This window comes from Leisingera sp. XS_AS12, from assembly GCF_041224635.1.
In the GTDB taxonomy this organism is placed as follows: Bacteria; Pseudomonadota; Alphaproteobacteria; order Rhodobacterales; family Rhodobacteraceae; genus Leisingera.
This window is the reverse complement of the sequence record NZ_JBGFGM010000104.1, coordinates 170735-187174: the sequence shown is the minus strand read 5'-3', so window position 1 is coordinate 187174 and position 16440 is coordinate 170735. Positions and strand designations below refer to the sequence as shown.

The following is a 16440-nucleotide window of genomic DNA, read 5'->3' as shown; positions in this document are numbered from 1 at the left end:
GGCGGGCGAGGCCGGCAAGGGCTTTGCGGTGGTCGCAAGCGAGGTGCGGGCGCTGGCGCAGCGCTCGTCCGAGGCGGCGATGGAGATCAAGACGCTGATCTCCGACAGCTCCAAGCAGGTCGAGCGCGGCGTGGATCTGGTTGGCAAGGCGGGCGAGGCGCTGCAGAGCATCGTGTCGCAGGTGACCCATATCTCGCAGCTGGTCTCCGGCATCGCCGAGGGTGCGGCGGAGCAATCCACCGGCCTGCATGAGATCAACACCGGCGTCACCCAGCTGGACCAGGTGACCCAGCAGAACGCGGCGATGGTCGAACAGGCCACCGCGGCCGGGCATATGCTCAACAGCGATGCCACCAAACTGGCTGAGCTGGTCGCGCATTTCACCATTTCCGGCCAGGGCACGCCCGCGTCCTTTGCCATGCACAGCCTGGAGCCCGAGACGCCGACAGCCACCGGGGCCGAGGTTGATCCCTGGCAGGACGAGCAGCCCACCGAAGACCTGCCGCTGGCAACCGGCACCACGGGGGCGGGAAAATGGCAGGACTTCTGACCTGACCCTGCCGGGCGAACGCGCCCCCGGATCAAGGGGGCGCGGCCAGCCCGCGGCTGGTTACGGGAAATGCGCCAGCAACGAGTTCTTGGCCGCCAGGATATGGGCCCGTGTCAGTTCCGACGCCTGCTGGGCATCTCCCGCCTCACAAGCTTCCAGAATGGTCAGGTGCTCGCACCGGGCGCGCTGCATGCCATCGCTCAGCACCAACTGGGCACGGATATAGCGGTCGATCCGGTCCATCGCACTGCTGGCGGCCTCGCGGAAGTAGGCCAGCCTGCTGGCACTGTAGAGACCGTCGTGAAAGGTCCGGTTCAACAGACCCCATTCCCTCGGATTGGCGGAGGCATCGAAGGCGGCGTAGTCCGCCCTCGCCTGCGCCAGCAGCGCCGCATCCATCCGCGGCACCGCATCGCGGATGATTTCCGGCTCCAGCAGGGCGCGGAAATCGAAGATCTCCGCCGCCTCGTCTGCCGACAGTCCCGCCACAACCGCACCCTTGAAGCGCTGTGTCTTGACCAGGCCGTGTTCCTCCAGCCGGTTGATCGCCTCGCGGACCGGCAGGCGGCTGGTCTTGAAATGGCGCGCGATCTCGTCCTGGCGCAGCGGTTCGCCCTCGGCCAGGCGCCCCTCGATGATCGCCAGGCGCAACGCCTCGAACACGCCCGCGGCGGCGGAAGATGCGCCGGAAATATCCACCGGGTCCAGTTTCATCGCATTTCCTTTTTCTTGTGGAACAGGAAATGCTTTAGGCCATGCAGTCCGTCCGGGAAAGCGCCTTGCACTGCCGTCAGCCCTCCAGCGACACCCAGAGCACGCGCGCGTCCTCGACGCTGGTGGAGACGCAGCCATGTCCCATGCCGCTGTCATAATAGACAGAATCCCCCGGCCCCATCCGCAGGGGCCGGTAGTGTTCCGTATATAGAATGACTTCCCCGCTCAGCACGAACATGAACTCCTCGCCCTGGTGCCGCACCCAGTTGTCGAACTCGGTCACATCCCGCGCCTTAATGGTGCTGATGTAAGGCACCATGCGCTTGCTGGTCAGATCACTGCACAACAGCTCATGGTCGTAGGTCGAGGTCTTCTTGTGTTCACCACTGCCCGAGGGCGTGAAGTCGCGCCGCCCCGTCACCCCGCTCTGCCCTGACTGGACAAACAGCTGTGGCGTTTCCAGCTCCAATGTCTGCATCAGGCGACGGATGATCTCGAAGCTGGGACGGGTCTGGTTGTTCTCGATCTTGGACAGGGTCGAGCGTCCGATGGCGGCCGCCTTGGCCGCTTCTTCCAGCGTCAGACCCTTTTCCTTGCGGGCATCCCGAATCATTTTCCCCAGGATTTCCCCGTCCGGCGCCTCGGCCGCCTCGGGCCCCAGCCCTGTTTCATCTAAGGAAATCGGTTCCATAGGTATAAATTCTCCTGTTTCGCAAACAGCTTAGCCCTGAAGCATTTTGCGGTCAAAATTTCCCTGACGTTACTTTTTGTTTGCATCAGGGAAAAAGTTTCCTATAGGGAACACGCAGCGTCGTATACAGCCGCATACGTGCCGGTCCTGGACCGAAACAAGGAGGAGGCCCCTTATGAGCACTTATGATCTGATCGTGATCGGAGGCGGTCCGGGCGGTTATGTCGCAGCCATCCGGGCGGCGCAACTGGGCCTCTCGGTGGCCTGTGTCGAAGGCCGCGGCGCCCTTGGCGGCACCTGCCTGAACGTGGGCTGCATCCCGTCCAAGGCACTGCTCACCTCCTCTTCGAAATATGCCGCGCTGGCTGGTCTCGCCGCCCATGGCATCGCGGTCGAAGGCGCCAGCCTCGACCTCGGCGCGATGATGGCACGCAAGGACAAGACCGTTGCGGATCTGACCAAGGGCATCGGTTTCCTGTTCAAGAAGAACGGCGTGGACCTGATCGAAGGCTGGGCCAGCATCCCCGCGCCCGGCCAGGTACGCGTGGGTGAACAAAGCTACACCGCCAGGAACATCCTGATCGCGACCGGTTCCGAACCGACGCCGCTGCCCGGCGTCGACATCGACGAACAAGACGTGCTCAGCAGCACCGGCGCGCTGGCGCTGGAAGAGGTGCCACAACATCTGGTGGTGATCGGCGCCGGTGTGATCGGGCTGGAACTGGGCCAGGTCTGGTCGCGGCTCGGCGCCAAGGTCACCGTGATCGAGTACCTCGACCGCATCCTGCCCGGCATCGACGGCGAGATCGCCAAGCTGTCCCAGCGCGCCCTCGCCAAGCGGGGCCTGAAATTCCAGCTGGGACGTGCCCTCAAGACCGTCGAAAAAGGCGAGACCGGCCTGACCCTGACCGTCGAGCGTGTCGGCAAGGACAAGGAAGAGCTGATCGAGGCGGACAAGGTGCTGGTTGCCATTGGCCGCCGCCCGGTCACCCGCGGCCTGGGGCTGGAGGAGCTGGGTGTCTCGATCAATGCCCGCGGTTTCATCGAGGTGGACGAACGCTTCTCGACCTCGGTTCCCGGCGTCTATGCCATCGGCGACTGCGTGCCCGGCCCGATGCTGGCCCACAAGGCCGAGGAAGACGGCGTCGCCTGCGTCGAAATGCTGGCGGGCCAGTCGGCCCATGTCGACTACGGCAAGGTGCCCGGCGTGGTCTACACCGACCCAGAGGTCGCCTCGGTCGGGTTGACCGAGGAGGCCCTGAAAGAGGCCGGGACCGAATACATCAGCGGCAAATTTGCCTTCATGGCCAACTCCCGCGCCCGCGCAACCGGCGAGACCGACGGCGCGGTCAAGGTGCTGGCCCGCCCCGACGGCCGCATTCTTGGTGCCCATATCTGCGGGGCCCACGCGGGCGACCTGATCGCCGAACTGGTGCTTGCCATGACCAAAGATGCTACGCTCGCCGAGGTTGCGCAGACCTGCCATGCCCATCCCGCCTTGGGTGAAGCCGTGAAGGAAGCCTGCCTCGACGCGCTTGGCCGCGCCATCCACGCCTGATCCGAAAGGCCCGCCAGATGACCATCCAGCTGCGTCCCCGCCACCCGGAAAAAGCCCACAAGGCCGACAGCGCGATCCCGCGCAAGCCCAAGTGGATCCGCAAGAAAAAGATCGAAAGCGCGGAGTATTACGAAACCCGCAAACTGATGCGCGAACACGATCTGGCGACGGTCTGCGAAGAGGCCGCCTGCCCCAACATCGGCGAATGCTGGTCCAAGCGTCACGCCACCATGATGATCATGGGCGAGGTCTGCACCCGCGGCTGCGCCTTCTGCAACGTGACCACGGGCAAGCCGGACACGCTGGATGCGTTTGAACCGGGCCGGGTTGCCGCCGCGGTCAAGAAGCTGGGCCTGCGCCACGTCGTGATCACCTCCGTCGATCGCGATGACCTGGAGGACGGCGGCGCCGAACATATCGCCCAGACCATCCGTGCCACCCGCCACCAGAACCCCGAGACCACGATCGAGGTGCTGACCCCGGATTTCCTGGGCAAGGGCGACGCGGCACAGGCGGTGTTCGACGCGGCCCCGGATGTGTTCAACCACAATCTCGAAACCGTACCGCGCCTCTACCCGCGCGTACGGCCCGGCGCACGGTATTATACCTCGCTGCGGCTGCTGGATGACGCCAAGCGCGCCAACCCGCAATTGTTCACGAAATCGGGCATCATGGTGGGTTTGGGAGAGACCCTGGACGATGTGCGACAGGTTATGGACGATTTGCGCGCGGCGCAGGTCGACTTCCTGACCGTAGGGCAGTATTTGCAGCCCACCCCGAAGCATCATCCAATTGATCGCTTCTGGGAACCCGATGAATTCGCCCAACTGGAACAGATCGCCCGAGCCAAGGGGTTTCTGCATGTATCAGCCACTCCGTTGACCCGGTCGTCGTTCCACGCGGATGAAGATTTTGCCGCCCTGAAACAGGCCCGACAGACGGCCTTGAAGCAGGGCATTTAACTTTAACGCAAGCGGGAGGAGACCCATGGAAGCGTTAAATACAGCAGTTGGCTGGATAAATGGGATCGTATGGGGGCCGGCGATGCTGGTTCTGATCCTGGGTGTCGGCTTTTTCCTTCAGGTTGGCCTGAAGTTCATGCCGATCCTGAAACTGGGAATGGGCTTTGGCCTGTTGTTCAAGGGCCGCGAAGGCAGCGGCGAAGGGCAGATCAGCCCGTTCAACGCGCTGATGACCGCCCTGTCGGCCACCATCGGCACCGGTAACATCGCAGGCGTGGCCACCGCCGTGTTCCTTGGCGGCCCCGGTGCCCTGTTCTGGATGTGGATGACCGCGCTGGTCGGCATGGCCACCAAGTATTCGGAAGCGGTCTGCGCGGTGAAATTCCGCGAGCGTGACGAGGCCGGAAACTTCGTCGGCGGCCCGATGTATTACATCAAGAACGGCCTCGGCAAGAAATGGGCTTGGCTGGGCTTTGCCTTTGCCCTGTTCGGCGCGATTGCCGCCTTTGGCATCGGCAACGGCGTGCAGGCCAATGGCGTTGCACAGGTGCTGGAGACCAACTTTGGCTTCAACCCGTCGATCACCGGCATCGTGCTGATGGTGCTGACCGGCGCCGTGATCCTCGGCGGCATCACCCGCATCGGTGCGGTGGCCGGCAAGCTGGTGCCCTTCATGGCCGTCAGCTACATCGTCGCGGGTCTGATCGTGCTGATCATCAATGCGGATGCCATCGGCGACGCCTTTGCGATGGTCTTTACTTATGCCTTCACCCCGTCGGCAGCCGAAGGCGGCTTTGCCGGTGCGGCAGTCTGGGCGGCGATCCGCTTTGGTGTGGCGCGCGGCGTGTTCTCGAACGAGGCAGGCCTCGGCTCGGCCCCGATCGCCCACGCGGCGGCGGAAACCAAAGGTCCGGTCAACCAGGGCCTGATCGCGATGCTGGGCACCTTCATCGACACCATCATCGTCTGCTCGATCACCGGCCTGGCGATCATCGCCTCCGGCGCCTGGACCTCGGGCGAAAGCGGCGCGGCCCTGACCTCGCTGGCGTTTGAGACCTCGCTCCCGGGCTTCGGCGGCTACCTGATCGCCATCGCGCTGTCGATCTTTGCCTTCACCACCATCCTCGGCTGGTCCTACTATGGCGAGAAATGCGTCGGCTACCTGCTGGGCGCCAAGGTGCTGATGCCCTACCGCATCCTGTGGATCGTCGCGATCTACTTCGGCGCCACCGCTGACCTCGGCTTCATCTGGCTGCTGGCGGATACGCTGAACGCGATGATGGCGATCCCGAACCTGATCGCCCTGGCGCTGCTGAGCCCGATCGTCTTCAAGCTGACGAAAGAGTTCTTTGCCACCGGCGGGCGCTCCGAAGAAGCCGGCCGCGCGGCCGAATAAAACACGCGGAGGGCGCAGCCTGCGCCCTCCCCCCACCTACACCAATTCAAAGGCTGCACAGGATGACCGACGCACCCAAACGCACCCCGCTTTATGACCTGCACGTCGAACTTGGCGGCAAGATGGTCGACTTCGCCGGCTGGGAGATGCCGGTCCAGTACCCCATGGGCATCATGGGTGAGCACAAGCAGTGCCGCGAGAAGGCTGCGCTGTTTGACGTCTCCCACATGGGCCAGGTGATCCTGCGCGGCGACAACGTGGGCGAGAAGCTGGAAACGCTCTGCCCGCAGGCCTTTGCCACCCTCAAGGAAGGCAAGGCACGCTACGGTTTCTTCACCAATGACGATGGCGGCATCATGGACGACCTGATCGTCTCCAACGCCGGTGACCATTACTTTGTCGTGGTGAATGCCGCCCTGCGCCACCAGGACATCCCGCACATGCAGGCCAACCTCGACGGCGTCGAAGTGACCGAGATCTTCGACCGCGCCCTGGTCGCCGTCCAGGGCCCCAGCGCCGAGGAGGTTGTCGGCAGCCTCTGCCCCGCCGCCCGTGAGCTGAAGTTCATGGAAACCACCGTGGCCGAAATCGACGGCGTCGAGTGCCGCATCTCGCGTCTCGGCTACACCGGCGAAGACGGCTACGAGATCTCGATCCCCGAAGCCGACGCCATTCGCATTTCCAAGCTGTTCCTGGCCCATGACGACTGTGAACCTGCAGGCCTGGGCGCGCGTGACAGCTTGCGTCTGGAGGCAGGTCTCTGCCTCTATGGCAACGACATCGACCAGTCGACCTCCCCGGTGGAGGCCTCGCTGGGCTGGGCGATGCAGAAACGCCGCAAGGAAGAAGGTGGCTTCCCCGGTGCCGCCCGCATCCAGAAGGAACTGGCCGAAGGCGCCGCCAAAAAGCTGGTCGGCATCAAGCCCGAAGGCCGCGCCCCCGCCCGCCAGGGGGTCGAGGTGCAGACGCTCGAGGGCGACAACATCGGCGCCATCACCTCGGGCAGCTTTGGCCCCACGGTTGGTGGTCCGGTTGCCATGGGCTACGTCGCGACCGAGCACAGCGCGGCTGGGACCAAGGTAAACCTCATCATCCGTGGCAAGGCGCAGCCCGCCGAAATCGTTGCGCTGCCCTTCGTCACCCAGAACTACAAACGCTAAGACCACATCAGGAGAGTCGAACATGGCCACCTATTACTCTGAAGAGCACGAATGGATCACCGTCGAGGGTGACGTGGCAACCCTGGGCATCACCCAGCACGCCGCCGACCAGCTGGGCGAGGTTGTCTTCGTCGAGCAGCGCGAAGCCGGCGACGAGTTCGAAAAGGGCGACGAGATCGGCGTCATCGAATCCGTGAAGGCCGCGTCCGAGATCTACGCGCCGTTGAACGGCGAAGTGGTCGAAGTCAACGACGCCCTGGCCGACAACCCCGGCGCGCTGAACGAAGCCCCCGAGGGCGACGCCTGGATCTACAAGATCAAGATCGCCGACGCCTCCCAGCTGGAAGAGCTGATGGACCTGGACGGCTACAAGGCGCTGATCGGCTGATCCCGGCCTGCGGGGCCGCGCTGACCGGCCCCGCGCTTTCACCTTGCCCAAAATACTCCCGCCGGAGGCACTCCGAAGCCCGGCCGGAGGTGACCGTTTTCAAAGGAGCGCTGTAAATGGCCTTCAAACTTACCGATTACGAAGCCTATGACTTCGCCAACCGGCGTCACATCGGCCCCTCCCCGCGGGAGATGGCCGACATGCTGCAGGTCATCGGCTTCAAGACGCTGGATGAGCTGATCGACGCCACCGTGCCGCCCGCCATCCGCCAGAAAGAGCCGCTGGACTGGGGTCCGGCGATGACCGAACGCGATGCGCTGTTCCACATGAAAGAGGTCGCCTCCAAGAACAAGGTGCTGACCTCGCTGATCGGTCAGGGCTACTACGGCACCACCACCCCGGCGCCGATCCTGCGCAACATCCTGGAAAACCCGGCCTGGTACACCGCCTACACCCCCTATCAGCCGGAAATTTCCCAGGGCCGTCTTGAGGCGCTCTTGAACTACCAGACCATGGTCAGCGATCTGACCGGCCTGGACATCGCCAACGCCTCGCTGCTGGACGAAGCCACCGCCGCCGCCGAAGCCATGGCCATGGCGCACCGCGGATCGCGCTCCAAGGCGAACAACGCCGCCTTCTTCGTCGACAAGAACTGCCACCCGCAGACGATTGCGGTGATCCAGACCCGCGCCGAGCCTCTGGGCATCGACGTGGTGGTCGCCGATCCCGACGATCTGGACCCCGGCGCGGTCTTTGGCGCGATCTTCCAGTATCCCGGCACCTACGGCCACGTGCGCGATTTCACCAAGGAAATCGAAGCCATCCACGAGCACAAGGGCATTGCCGTTGTCGCCGCCGACATCCTCGCGCTGGCGCTGCTGAAATCGCCCGGCGAAATGGGCGCCGACATCGCCGTCGGTTCGACCCAGCGGTTCGGCGTGCCGATGGGCTACGGTGGCCCGCACGCGGCCTACATGGCAACCACCGACAAGCTGAAGCGCGCCATGCCCGGCCGCATCATCGGTGTCTCGGTCGATGCCCGTGGCAACAAGGCCTATCGCCTGGCGCTGCAGACCCGCGAGCAGCACATCCGCCGCGAGAAGGCCAACTCCAACGTCTGTACCGCACAGGCGCTGCTGGCCGTGATGGCCTCGATGTACGCGGTCTACCACGGCCCCGACGGCATCAAGGCGATCGCCCAGTCGGTGCACCGCAAGACCTCGCGCCTTGCCGCCGGGCTGGAGGAGCATGGCTTCAAGGTCGAGCCGGAAGTCTTCTTCGACACCATCACCGTCGAGGTCGGCCCGCTGCAGAAAACCGTCATGGAAGCGGCTGTTGCCCGCGGCATCAACCTGCGCAAGGTTGGCGAAACCCGCGTCGGCATCTCGCTGGATGAACAGACCCGCGCCGAGACCATCGAAGCGGTCTGGGGGGCCTTCGGCATCGACAAGAAGGACGACAGCTCGAACAAGCAGTACCGCCTGCCGGACTACGCGCTGCGCGAGACGCCCTATCTGACCCACCCGATCTTCCACAAGAACCGGGCCGAGGCCGAGATGACCCGCTACATGCGCCGTCTGGCCGACCGCGACCTGGCGCTGGACCGCGCGATGATCCCGCTCGGCTCCTGCACCATGAAGCTGAACGCGACCATCGAGATGATCCCGGTCACCTGGCCGGAGTTCTCCAACCTGCACCCCTTCTGCCCGGAAGACCAGGCGCAGGGCTACCACCAGATGATCGCCGATCTGAACGACAAGCTCTGCCAGATCACCGGCTACGACGCGATCTCCCAGCAGCCGAACTCCGGTGCGCAGGGCGAATACGCGGGCCTGATGACCATCCGCAACTACCACGCGGCGAATGGCCAGGGGCACCGCAACGTCTGCCTGATCCCGACCTCCGCGCATGGCACCAACCCGGCCACCGCGCAGATGGTGGGCTACAAGGTGATCCCGGTCAAAGCGGACGAGAAAGGCAACATCGACGTCGCCGATTTCCGTGCCAAGGCCGAACAGCACAGCGACAATCTCGCCGCTTGCATGATCACCTACCCCTCCACCCACGGCGTGTTCGAAACCACCGTGCAGGGAGTCTGTGACATCACCCACGAACATGGTGGCCAGGTCTACATCGACGGCGCCAACATGAACGCCATGGTGGGTCTGGCACGTCCGGGTGACATTGGCGGCGACGTCAGCCACCTGAACCTGCACAAGACCTTCTGCATTCCGCACGGCGGTGGCGGCCCCGGCATGGGTCCGATCGGCGTCAAGGCGCACCTGGCCGAACACCTGCCGGGTCACCCGGAATACGGCACCGCCGTTGGTCCGGTCTCGGCGGCGCCCTTCGGGTCCCCCTCGATCCTGCCGGTCAGCTGGGCCTACTGCCTGCTGATGGGTGGCGCGGGTCTGACCCAGGCGACCAAGGTGGCGATCCTGAACGCCAACTACATCGCGGCGCGCCTGAAGGATGCCTACAAGATCCTCTACACTTCGGAGACGGGTCGCGTGGCGCATGAATGCATCCTCGACACCCGCCCGCTGAACGACGAGGGCGGCGTGACCGTGGACGATGTGGCCAAGCGCCTGGTCGATTCCGGCTTCCACGCCCCGACCATGTCCTGGCCGGTGGCGGGCACCCTGATGGTGGAGCCGACCGAATCCGAACCCAAGGACGAACTGGACCGCTTCTGCGACGCCATGCTGTCGATCCGTGCGGAGGCGCAGGACATCATCGACGGCAAGATCGATCCCGAGAACAACCCGCTGAAACACGCGCCGCACACGGTGCGTGACCTGGTGGGCGACTGGGACCGTCCCTACAGCCGCGAGCAGGCCTGCTTCCCGCCGGGCAACCTCGGCGTCGACAAGTACTGGCCGGCCGTGAACCGGGTCGACAACGCCTATGGCGACCGTCACCTGGTCTGCACCTGCCCGCCGATGTCGGACTACGAAGAAGGCTGATGCCTTTGGCCGGGGGGCATCCCCCCGGCTCCCCTGTCCCGCCGGTCGCTCCGGCGGGACAGTCCCCACGCATGACCCGCTCAGAGGAGAGAATGATGTCCCGTCTCGAACCGCTGACCATGCCAGTTCCGCAGTCCGCCAGCCCGGCAACCCCCGCTGCCCGTTTCCATAATGTCGAAATCATTCTGCCGCGCCAGGAATCCCAGGCCGCCGCGCAGATGATTTGCGAGGTCTTCCGCGCCGCCAACGACCTGTTCCCCGGCGCGCCCTATCGCACCCATGTGCGCGACCTTGCCACCCAGATGCGCTCGGCCCCCGACGGCTGGAAGCCGCGAACCGCCATCTTCCTTGGCGGCATTTCCACCCGCTGGACCCTGAACAGCGGCGAAAAGGCCAGCCTGCAAAGGATCTGCCGCCAGACCCCGCGCTGCCTGTTTGCCGGCAGCGCCATCTTCCTGTTGCCCGAAACCGGCCTGAACACACGGTACGAGACCGCCGTGCACGCCAATTTCGCCGCCGCGGCCAAGGAGGAAGACCTGCCCTGCGCCCCGGCCGGCACGCTGACAACCGTATCGGACCGGATCAGTACCGCCATCAGCAGCTTTGCCGCCCTGCGCCTGCTGACCACCTACCTGCGTGAAGACCGCGGCGCCTTCATCGCCGATGCGGTCTGCGACTACCTCGGCCTCGCGCTGGGACCGACCGCCGATCACTCCCGCGTCTCGCTGCAGCTGCGACAGGCCGCCGGTGGCGATGCGCTGATCGTCAAGATCCTCGAGCTGATGCAGCGCAACATCGAAGAACCGCTGCTGATCCGCGACATCGCCAGCCAGGCGGGCGTCTCCCCCCGCAAGCTGGAACGACGCTTTCAGGAAAAGACCCGGACCAGCCCCTTGGCGGCCTACCGCAAGCTGCGCATCGAAAAGGCCCGCCAGCTGCTGCTGCACACCAGCCTGCCGCTGACCGAAATCGTCGCTGCCACCGGCTTCGGCTCGCGCAGCAATCTGACCGAATGGTTCAAGCGCGAATACAAGACCAGCCCGCAGGCCTTCCGCAAGCAATACTACGCCGAACGCGAGCCGCAGCGCTCGCTGGCCTGACAGTTCCCGTATGACCAAAAAAAGGCGGCCCCGAGGGACCGCCTTTGCCGTGAGCCGGGCATCTGGATCAGTTGTCCGATCCCCCGCCATCGCCGCCAGACAGGTTGCCGGGATTGAACACGCCCCCGAACCCCGAGTTGTTGCCCGCGGGCGGCTCCTCTGCCGGGCTGGCGTCCTCGCCGCTGCTGCTGTCGCCGGACAGGTTGCCGGGGTTGAACACACCGCCAAAGCCCGAGTTGTTGCCGGAGGGCTGCGCCTGCGGGGCGGTCTCGCCCTGCTGTTGCTGCTGTTCCTGACGACGCAACTCGCGCTGGCGGCGCAGTTCCTGGATGCGCTGTTCCGTCTCCAGCCGCTTCTGCTCCTGCACCTCTGCAATGCACTGCTGCGGGCTGTAGACCGCCGCCGTGCCGGCCACCGCCACCGTGGCACAGGCAACCACCACCAGCGCCACCGCCGCGGAATTGGAGCTGAGAAAGCCCGGCAGCCGCAGCTTGCCGCTTTCCAGTTCCTCCACCGTGGCCTTCTTGCGCGCCATCGCGACCAGTTCCTTGCGGCGGATCGAGGCCTCGTTGGCCAGCGCCGCAAAGACCGTCAGCACCACGATGATGAAGGCCAGGGCCGAGATCGCAGGCGTGATGCCATAGCGCACCTTCTGCGCCAGCTCGATGGTCAGCGTCGGGTATTCCCCGAAGGTGAAGGTGGTGGTGTTGTAGTTCTCGAAGCTTGCCAGGAACGCCAGCACCGCCGCCGAGGCAATCGCGGGCCGCATGAACGGCAGCAGCACCTTGCGGAACGCCTGCGCATGGGTCGCGCCCAGGTCTAGCGCCGCCTCGGTCAGCGCGACATCATAGCGCTGCAGCCGCGCCACCAGCACCAGCATGCAGTAGCTGGCGATGAAGGTGGACTGGCCGATCACCGTCAGGAACAGACCGTTCGACAGGAAACTGTCGGCGCCCAGCCCCAGCATCCGGTTGATCCGGTCCCAGAACACCAGCGTCGAGATGCCGATGACCACGCCCGGGATCAGGATCGGCGCGATGATGATGGTGTAATAGGTGGCGCGCAGCTTGGGCCAGATCTGGGTCAGCATCAGCGCACCCGCCAGCCCCATCGCCACCGACAGCACCACCGTGCCCGCGCCCACCAGGATCGAGTTCCAGATGCCGTTCAGGATACGTTCGTCCTGAAACAGCGCCGAGAACCACTCGAAGGTCAGGCATTCCCAAGGGGTCATCCGCGGGAAGGAGGGCGAGTTGAAGGCGGTCGCCGACATGATGATCAGCGGCCCCAGCAGGTAGGCAAAGAACACCGCCAGGTAGATCCAGATGCTGATCCGTGTGAAAGACAGGTTCTTCATTTGCCGATGTCTCCCATGTTCACCTTGAACAGCCGCATGACCGCCAGCACCAGCAGAATACAGGTCACCAGCAGCACCACCGCATAGGCCGCGCCCTGCGGCCAGTCGGAGTTGTCATTGAACTGCTGGTAGATCAGCTGCGTGAACCACAGCGACGACGGACCGCCGAGGATCTGCGGCGCCGCCAGCGCGCCCGCCGACAGCATGAACACCATGGTACAGCCCGAGGAGATCCCCGGCTTGGCGTAAGGGATGACCACCCGCTGGTGGATCTTCACCCAGCTTGCGCCCATGTCCCGCGCCGCCTCGATCTGATTGCGATCGAGGCTCTCGATCACGTTGTAGATCGGGAAGATCATCAACAGGATGTAGGCATATCCCAGACCCGCATAGAGCGCGATGTCATTGCGGATGAAATCAAAGGGCGTATCGAAGATGCCCAGGCCGACCAGCGCGTTGTTCAGCACCCCGGTCTCGCCGAAGATGATGCGCAGGGCAAAGGCGCGCAGGATCTCGTTGATCCAGTAGGGGATGATCAGCATCAGCGCGAAGATGCGGATGTGGTTGCCCTTGGTCTGCGCCAGGTAATAGGCGATCGGGTAGCACAGGATCAGGTTGAAGATGGTGACGCAGACCGCCGCCACCAGCGTGCGGAAGAACACCTTGAGGTCGACCGCGTTGTAATCCTGGCTGCCGCCTTCGGGGCCATAGATCAGGTACTTGTAGTTCTCCAGCGTGTAGACATCCTTGGGGCCGCCGATCTCCGGCGGCGGCAGGTTGGGCCGGAACGAAAAGTCGAGCATCGACAACTGCGGCAGGATGATCAGGCCGATGGTCCAGAACAGGACCAAGGCCAGCATCAGGCTGCCCATGCCGGTGCCGTTGCGCTTGAAGAATTCCTTCAGGAAGACTGGCATGGCGTGCGCCCCCTCATTCCGCGGCCAGCTCACCCGCGGGCACGACAACGGCGTTTTCCGTGGCGTATTGCAGGGTGATGTTCTGTCCGGTGTGATCGTCAAAGGACTGCCCCACATTGGGGATCGAGACCTTCAGCTCCTTGCCGCCGTCACCTTCCATGAAGATGTTGAAAACGTTGCCCTCGAACTCCTCGTGGTTGACCCGGGCCGAGACGATGTTGCTCCCCGCCGCCCCCTCGCCTGCCAGCGCAAGCGCTTCCGGGCGGATGAACATCATCGCTTCGTCGCCTGCCTTCATCCGCCCCTGGTTGGCGGTGGAAATCCGCGCCAGCAGGGTGCCGGAACGGTTCGTCTCGATCAGCGCCTCATTGCCCATGATCTGCTTGACGCGGCCCCGGAACACGTTGTTTTCGCCCACGAAAGACGCGGCAAAGGCGGTGGCCGGGTCGTTGTAGATGGTCTTGCCATCGGCAATCTGGTCGATCACCCCCGCCTTCATCACCGCGATGCTGTCGGACATGGTCAGCGCCTCGCCCTGGTCGTGGGTGATGTAGATGAAGGTAATGCCGACCCGTTGCTGAATTTCACGCAGCTCGGTGCGCATGTGCTGGCGCAGCTTCAGGTCCAGCGCCGACAGCGGTTCATCCAGAAGCAGCACGTCAGGTTCCGCGCAAAGCGCCCGCGCGATTGCCACCCGCTGGCGCTGGCCGCCCGACAGTTCCGAGGGCAGCTTGTCGCCCTGCCCCGGCAGCGCGATCATGTCCAGCAGCTCATCCGCCCGCTTGCGCCGCTCGCGCGCGGAGGCGCCCTTGATCTCCATCGAGAAGGTGATGTTCTCCCAGACCTTCATCAGCGGAAACAGCGCCAGGTTCTGGAAGATCAGCGCGGTCGGGCGCTTGTTGGGGCCAATGCCCTTCATATCGTTGCCGCCGATCAGCACCCGCCCCTCGCTGGGGTCCAGAAAGCCGGAAACCGCCCGCAAGATGGTGGTCTTGCCACAGCCTGACGGCCCGAGGAACGAAAAGAAATCGCCCCCCTTGATGTGTACATTGGCATCTCGCACGGCGACAAAGTCACCGAAGCGGATCCAGAGGTTTTCGAGATCAACGCCGACCCCTGCACTCATTTGGCTTCTCCCCTGGGTGCAAAACACCGCCCGGTGGCGCACCACCGGTTGCCGCATGTCCTGCGTCCCCTAGCTGTTGATTGAATGTACCGCGCCGTCGCGGCACGACTGGCCCCCACCCGTGGACGGGGACCAGCTGCACGTCTGGCGCTTGCGATCAGGCGCTCTTGAACTTGTTGACGAACTCGGTGCGCACATCGGCATACCAGGGCGCTTCGGCCGGCCAGGGGTTCAGATTGGCCAGCGAGTTGCCCGGATAGGCCTCGGCAAAGTTCTTCTTGTAGATATCGCCCGAGTAGGTGTCCGCACCCAGCACCGGCGAGTTGTAGCCGTGGCTGTCGATTGCCTTGCCCGCGGGCTCCTTGCGGTAGGCATAGTCGAGGAAGGCATAGACCTGCTCTTCGTTCTTGGCGCCGACCGGCATCGAAATCCCGTCGACCCAGGCCATCGCGCCCTCGACCGGCGCCTGGTAGTGCACCGGCTCACCCGCGGACTTCAGCGCCAGCGGCGGGCCGTCCCAGGTCTGGCCGACCACCACGCCTTCGTTCAGCAGACCGTTCTTCTGGGTGTCGGCATCGTTCCAGATCAGCTTGATCCGGTCCTTGCGCGCCACGCACCAGTCGGTGACCTGGCCCCAGACCTTGCGCATGGTTTCCTCGTCCTCGTAGGCGGCCCAGATCGACCCCGGTTCCATCTCGCCCGAGGCTTCCATGAACAGGCCCGCACCCAGCATCATCGAATGCGCCCGGCCCATGGTCTTGCCGGCGTTTTCTTCCGACCAGACGTCGCCGTAGGAGGGCGCATCCCCAGCGGGCAGCCACTTGTCGGTGCGGTAGGCGATGCCCTCGGTGCCCCAGATATGCGGCAGCCAATGCACGCCTGCGCCGTCAAAGTTCCAGGCGTCGGTGCCGATCTTGGCCATCGCCGGGTTCACCGCGTCGATGTTGACCTTGTTCATGTCGAACGGCTTCAGCAGTTCCAGCGGCCCCCACTGCAGCGAGCGGTTGTTGGTCGGCGAGACGATGTCAAAGCCCTGGCCCTTGGTGGCCTTCATCTTGTTGATGATTTCCTCGTTCGAGCCGATGCCGGTGTAGTTCACCTTGATGCCGGTCTCGGATTCAAAGCCGGAAATGAACTCCGGCGGCAGATAGTCCGACCACATCAGGATGTTGATCTCGCCCGACGAGGCCAGCGCGCTCTTGGAATACAAGGGGGCCGCCAGTGCCGCAGCACCCGCGGTCTTCAACACCGCGCGGCGGGAAAGTGTACTTTTGATCGTCATATCCAAATACTCCCTATGGATCGATTTTTGTTATTCTTGTTGTTTGTTGCAGAAGCTTGCGGTTGCCGGTCTTTCACCGACAGTGACAGTTTCAGAAACCGATAAGGCCAGTTGACCAGAAACATTTCAAAACATGGTGCCAGTTTCAGAGGGCTTTGCAAAATTTTCGCAAACATTTCGGGCTGGCTCGGATAATTCCTTACTGTGTCAGCAGTCTGCGCCTGCCGACGCAGGGCGTCAACGCCCTACCGGCCTGCACGCCGGTTTGGTTGC

General features: G+C 64.1%; 14 protein-coding genes. 8 read left to right on the top strand and 6 right to left on the bottom strand.

Features of this window, described 5'->3' with window-relative positions; all coding sequences use genetic code 11:
• Positions 1 to 550: methyl-accepting chemotaxis protein (locus AB9K35_RS13730; protein WP_369926883.1), on the top strand; the 550-nt coding region annotated here is incomplete at its 5' end.
• A gap of 60 nt (positions 551 to 610) precedes the next feature.
• On the opposite strand, the gene AB9K35_RS13725 is transcribed toward AB9K35_RS13730, so the two are convergent.
• Both AB9K35_RS13725 and AB9K35_RS13720 read right to left on the bottom strand, forming a co-directional pair.
• The gene (locus tag AB9K35_RS13725) at positions 611 to 1264 is read right to left on the bottom strand and encodes a GntR family transcriptional regulator (RefSeq protein ID WP_369926881.1); all 654 of its coding nucleotides are present in this window, start codon (positions 1262 to 1264) and stop codon (positions 611 to 613) included.
• A 76-nt stretch (positions 1265 to 1340) separates the two neighbouring features.
• Complete coding sequence (locus AB9K35_RS13720) at positions 1341 to 1955, bottom strand: XRE family transcriptional regulator (protein WP_222455009.1); 615 nt, start codon at positions 1953 to 1955, stop codon at positions 1341 to 1343.
• A 175-nt stretch (positions 1956 to 2130) separates the two neighbouring features.
• Between AB9K35_RS13720 and lpdA the strand changes: the two genes are divergently transcribed.
• The 7 genes from lpdA to AB9K35_RS13685 all read left to right on the top strand — a co-directional run bounded on the left by lpdA (position 2131) and on the right by AB9K35_RS13685 (position 11485).
• Positions 2131 to 3513 carry a dihydrolipoyl dehydrogenase gene (gene lpdA, locus AB9K35_RS13715; RefSeq protein WP_369926878.1) on the top strand — a complete coding sequence of 461 codons (1383 nt, stop codon included), beginning with the start codon at positions 2131 to 2133 and terminating at the stop codon, positions 3511 to 3513.
• 17 nt (positions 3514 to 3530) lie between these two features.
• Positions 3531 to 4475, top strand: a complete 945-nt coding sequence (lipA, locus tag AB9K35_RS13710; RefSeq protein ID WP_369926876.1) for a lipoyl synthase — start codon at positions 3531 to 3533, stop codon at positions 4473 to 4475.
• 25 nt (positions 4476 to 4500) lie between these two features.
• The gene (locus tag AB9K35_RS13705) at positions 4501 to 5871 is read left to right on the top strand and encodes an alanine/glycine:cation symporter family protein (RefSeq protein WP_369926874.1); all 1371 of its coding nucleotides are present in this window, start codon (positions 4501 to 4503) and stop codon (positions 5869 to 5871) included.
• Positions 5872 to 5933: 62 nt separating this feature from the next.
• Positions 5934 to 7031, top strand: coding sequence for a glycine cleavage system aminomethyltransferase GcvT (gene gcvT / locus AB9K35_RS13700; RefSeq protein ID WP_369926872.1), 1098 nt, complete (start codon positions 5934 to 5936; stop codon positions 7029 to 7031).
• Positions 7032 to 7053: 22 nt separating this feature from the next.
• Entirely contained in the window at positions 7054 to 7419 is a 366-nt protein-coding gene (gcvH, locus tag AB9K35_RS13695; RefSeq protein WP_369926870.1) for a glycine cleavage system protein GcvH, read from the top strand.
• Positions 7420 to 7535: 116 nt separating this feature from the next.
• Positions 7536 to 10385 (top strand): aminomethyl-transferring glycine dehydrogenase, encoded by a 2850-nt coding sequence (gene gcvP, locus AB9K35_RS13690; protein WP_369926868.1) that lies wholly within the window; start codon positions 7536 to 7538, stop codon positions 10383 to 10385.
• A gap of 95 nt (positions 10386 to 10480) precedes the next feature.
• On the top strand, positions 10481 to 11485 hold the full coding sequence (locus AB9K35_RS13685) for a helix-turn-helix domain-containing protein (protein WP_369926866.1): 1005 nt from the start codon (positions 10481 to 10483) through the stop codon (positions 11483 to 11485).
• A gap of 67 nt (positions 11486 to 11552) precedes the next feature.
• Here the strand turns inward: AB9K35_RS13685 and AB9K35_RS13680 are convergent, their stop codons facing one another.
• From AB9K35_RS13680 to AB9K35_RS13665, 4 genes are all read right to left on the bottom strand, one after another.
• Positions 11553 to 12842, bottom strand: coding sequence for an ABC transporter permease (locus AB9K35_RS13680; protein ID WP_369926864.1), 1290 nt, complete (start codon positions 12840 to 12842; stop codon positions 11553 to 11555).
• Positions 12839 to 13759, bottom strand: a complete 921-nt coding sequence (locus tag AB9K35_RS13675; RefSeq protein ID WP_222455000.1) for an ABC transporter permease — start codon at positions 13757 to 13759, stop codon at positions 12839 to 12841. The genes AB9K35_RS13680 and AB9K35_RS13675 overlap by 4 nt, the downstream gene beginning before the upstream one ends.
• A gap of 13 nt (positions 13760 to 13772) precedes the next feature.
• Positions 13773 to 14885, bottom strand: coding sequence for an ABC transporter ATP-binding protein (locus AB9K35_RS13670; RefSeq protein ID WP_369926862.1), 1113 nt, complete (start codon positions 14883 to 14885; stop codon positions 13773 to 13775).
• A 157-nt stretch (positions 14886 to 15042) separates the two neighbouring features.
• Positions 15043 to 16167, bottom strand: coding sequence for an extracellular solute-binding protein (locus AB9K35_RS13665; RefSeq protein ID WP_369926860.1), 1125 nt, complete (start codon positions 16165 to 16167; stop codon positions 15043 to 15045).
• Between the last annotated feature and the right edge of the window lie 273 nt (positions 16168 to 16440).

Excerpts from the sequence above, each read along its gene's own strand:
- AB9K35_RS13670 (WP_369926862.1), bottom strand. The coding sequence starts at position 14,885 with ATGAGTGCAGGGGTCGGCGTTGATCTCGAAAACCTCTGGATCCGCTTC.
- AB9K35_RS13680 (WP_369926864.1), bottom strand. The coding sequence starts at position 12,842 with ATGAAGAACCTGTCTTTCACACGGATCAGCATCTGGATCTACCTGGCG.
- gcvP (WP_369926868.1), top strand. The coding sequence starts at position 7,536 with ATGGCCTTCAAACTTACCGATTACGAAGCCTATGACTTCGCCAACCGG.
- AB9K35_RS13725 (WP_369926881.1), bottom strand. The coding sequence starts at position 1,264 with ATGAAACTGGACCCGGTGGATATTTCCGGCGCATCTTCCGCCGCCGCG.
- lpdA (WP_369926878.1), top strand. The coding sequence starts at position 2,131 with ATGAGCACTTATGATCTGATCGTGATCGGAGGCGGTCCGGGCGGTTAT.
- AB9K35_RS13705 (WP_369926874.1), top strand. The coding sequence starts at position 4,501 with ATGGAAGCGTTAAATACAGCAGTTGGCTGGATAAATGGGATCGTATGG.
- AB9K35_RS13720 (WP_222455009.1), bottom strand. The coding sequence starts at position 1,955 with ATGGAACCGATTTCCTTAGATGAAACAGGGCTGGGGCCCGAGGCGGCC.
- gcvH (WP_369926870.1), top strand. The coding sequence starts at position 7,054 with ATGGCCACCTATTACTCTGAAGAGCACGAATGGATCACCGTCGAGGGT.
- AB9K35_RS13685 (WP_369926866.1), top strand. The coding sequence starts at position 10,481 with ATGTCCCGTCTCGAACCGCTGACCATGCCAGTTCCGCAGTCCGCCAGC.
- AB9K35_RS13665 (WP_369926860.1), bottom strand. The coding sequence starts at position 16,167 with ATGACGATCAAAAGTACACTTTCCCGCCGCGCGGTGTTGAAGACCGCG.
- AB9K35_RS13675 (WP_222455000.1), bottom strand. The coding sequence starts at position 13,759 with ATGCCAGTCTTCCTGAAGGAATTCTTCAAGCGCAACGGCACCGGCATG.
- lipA (WP_369926876.1), top strand. The coding sequence starts at position 3,531 with ATGACCATCCAGCTGCGTCCCCGCCACCCGGAAAAAGCCCACAAGGCC.
- gcvT (WP_369926872.1), top strand. The coding sequence starts at position 5,934 with ATGACCGACGCACCCAAACGCACCCCGCTTTATGACCTGCACGTCGAA.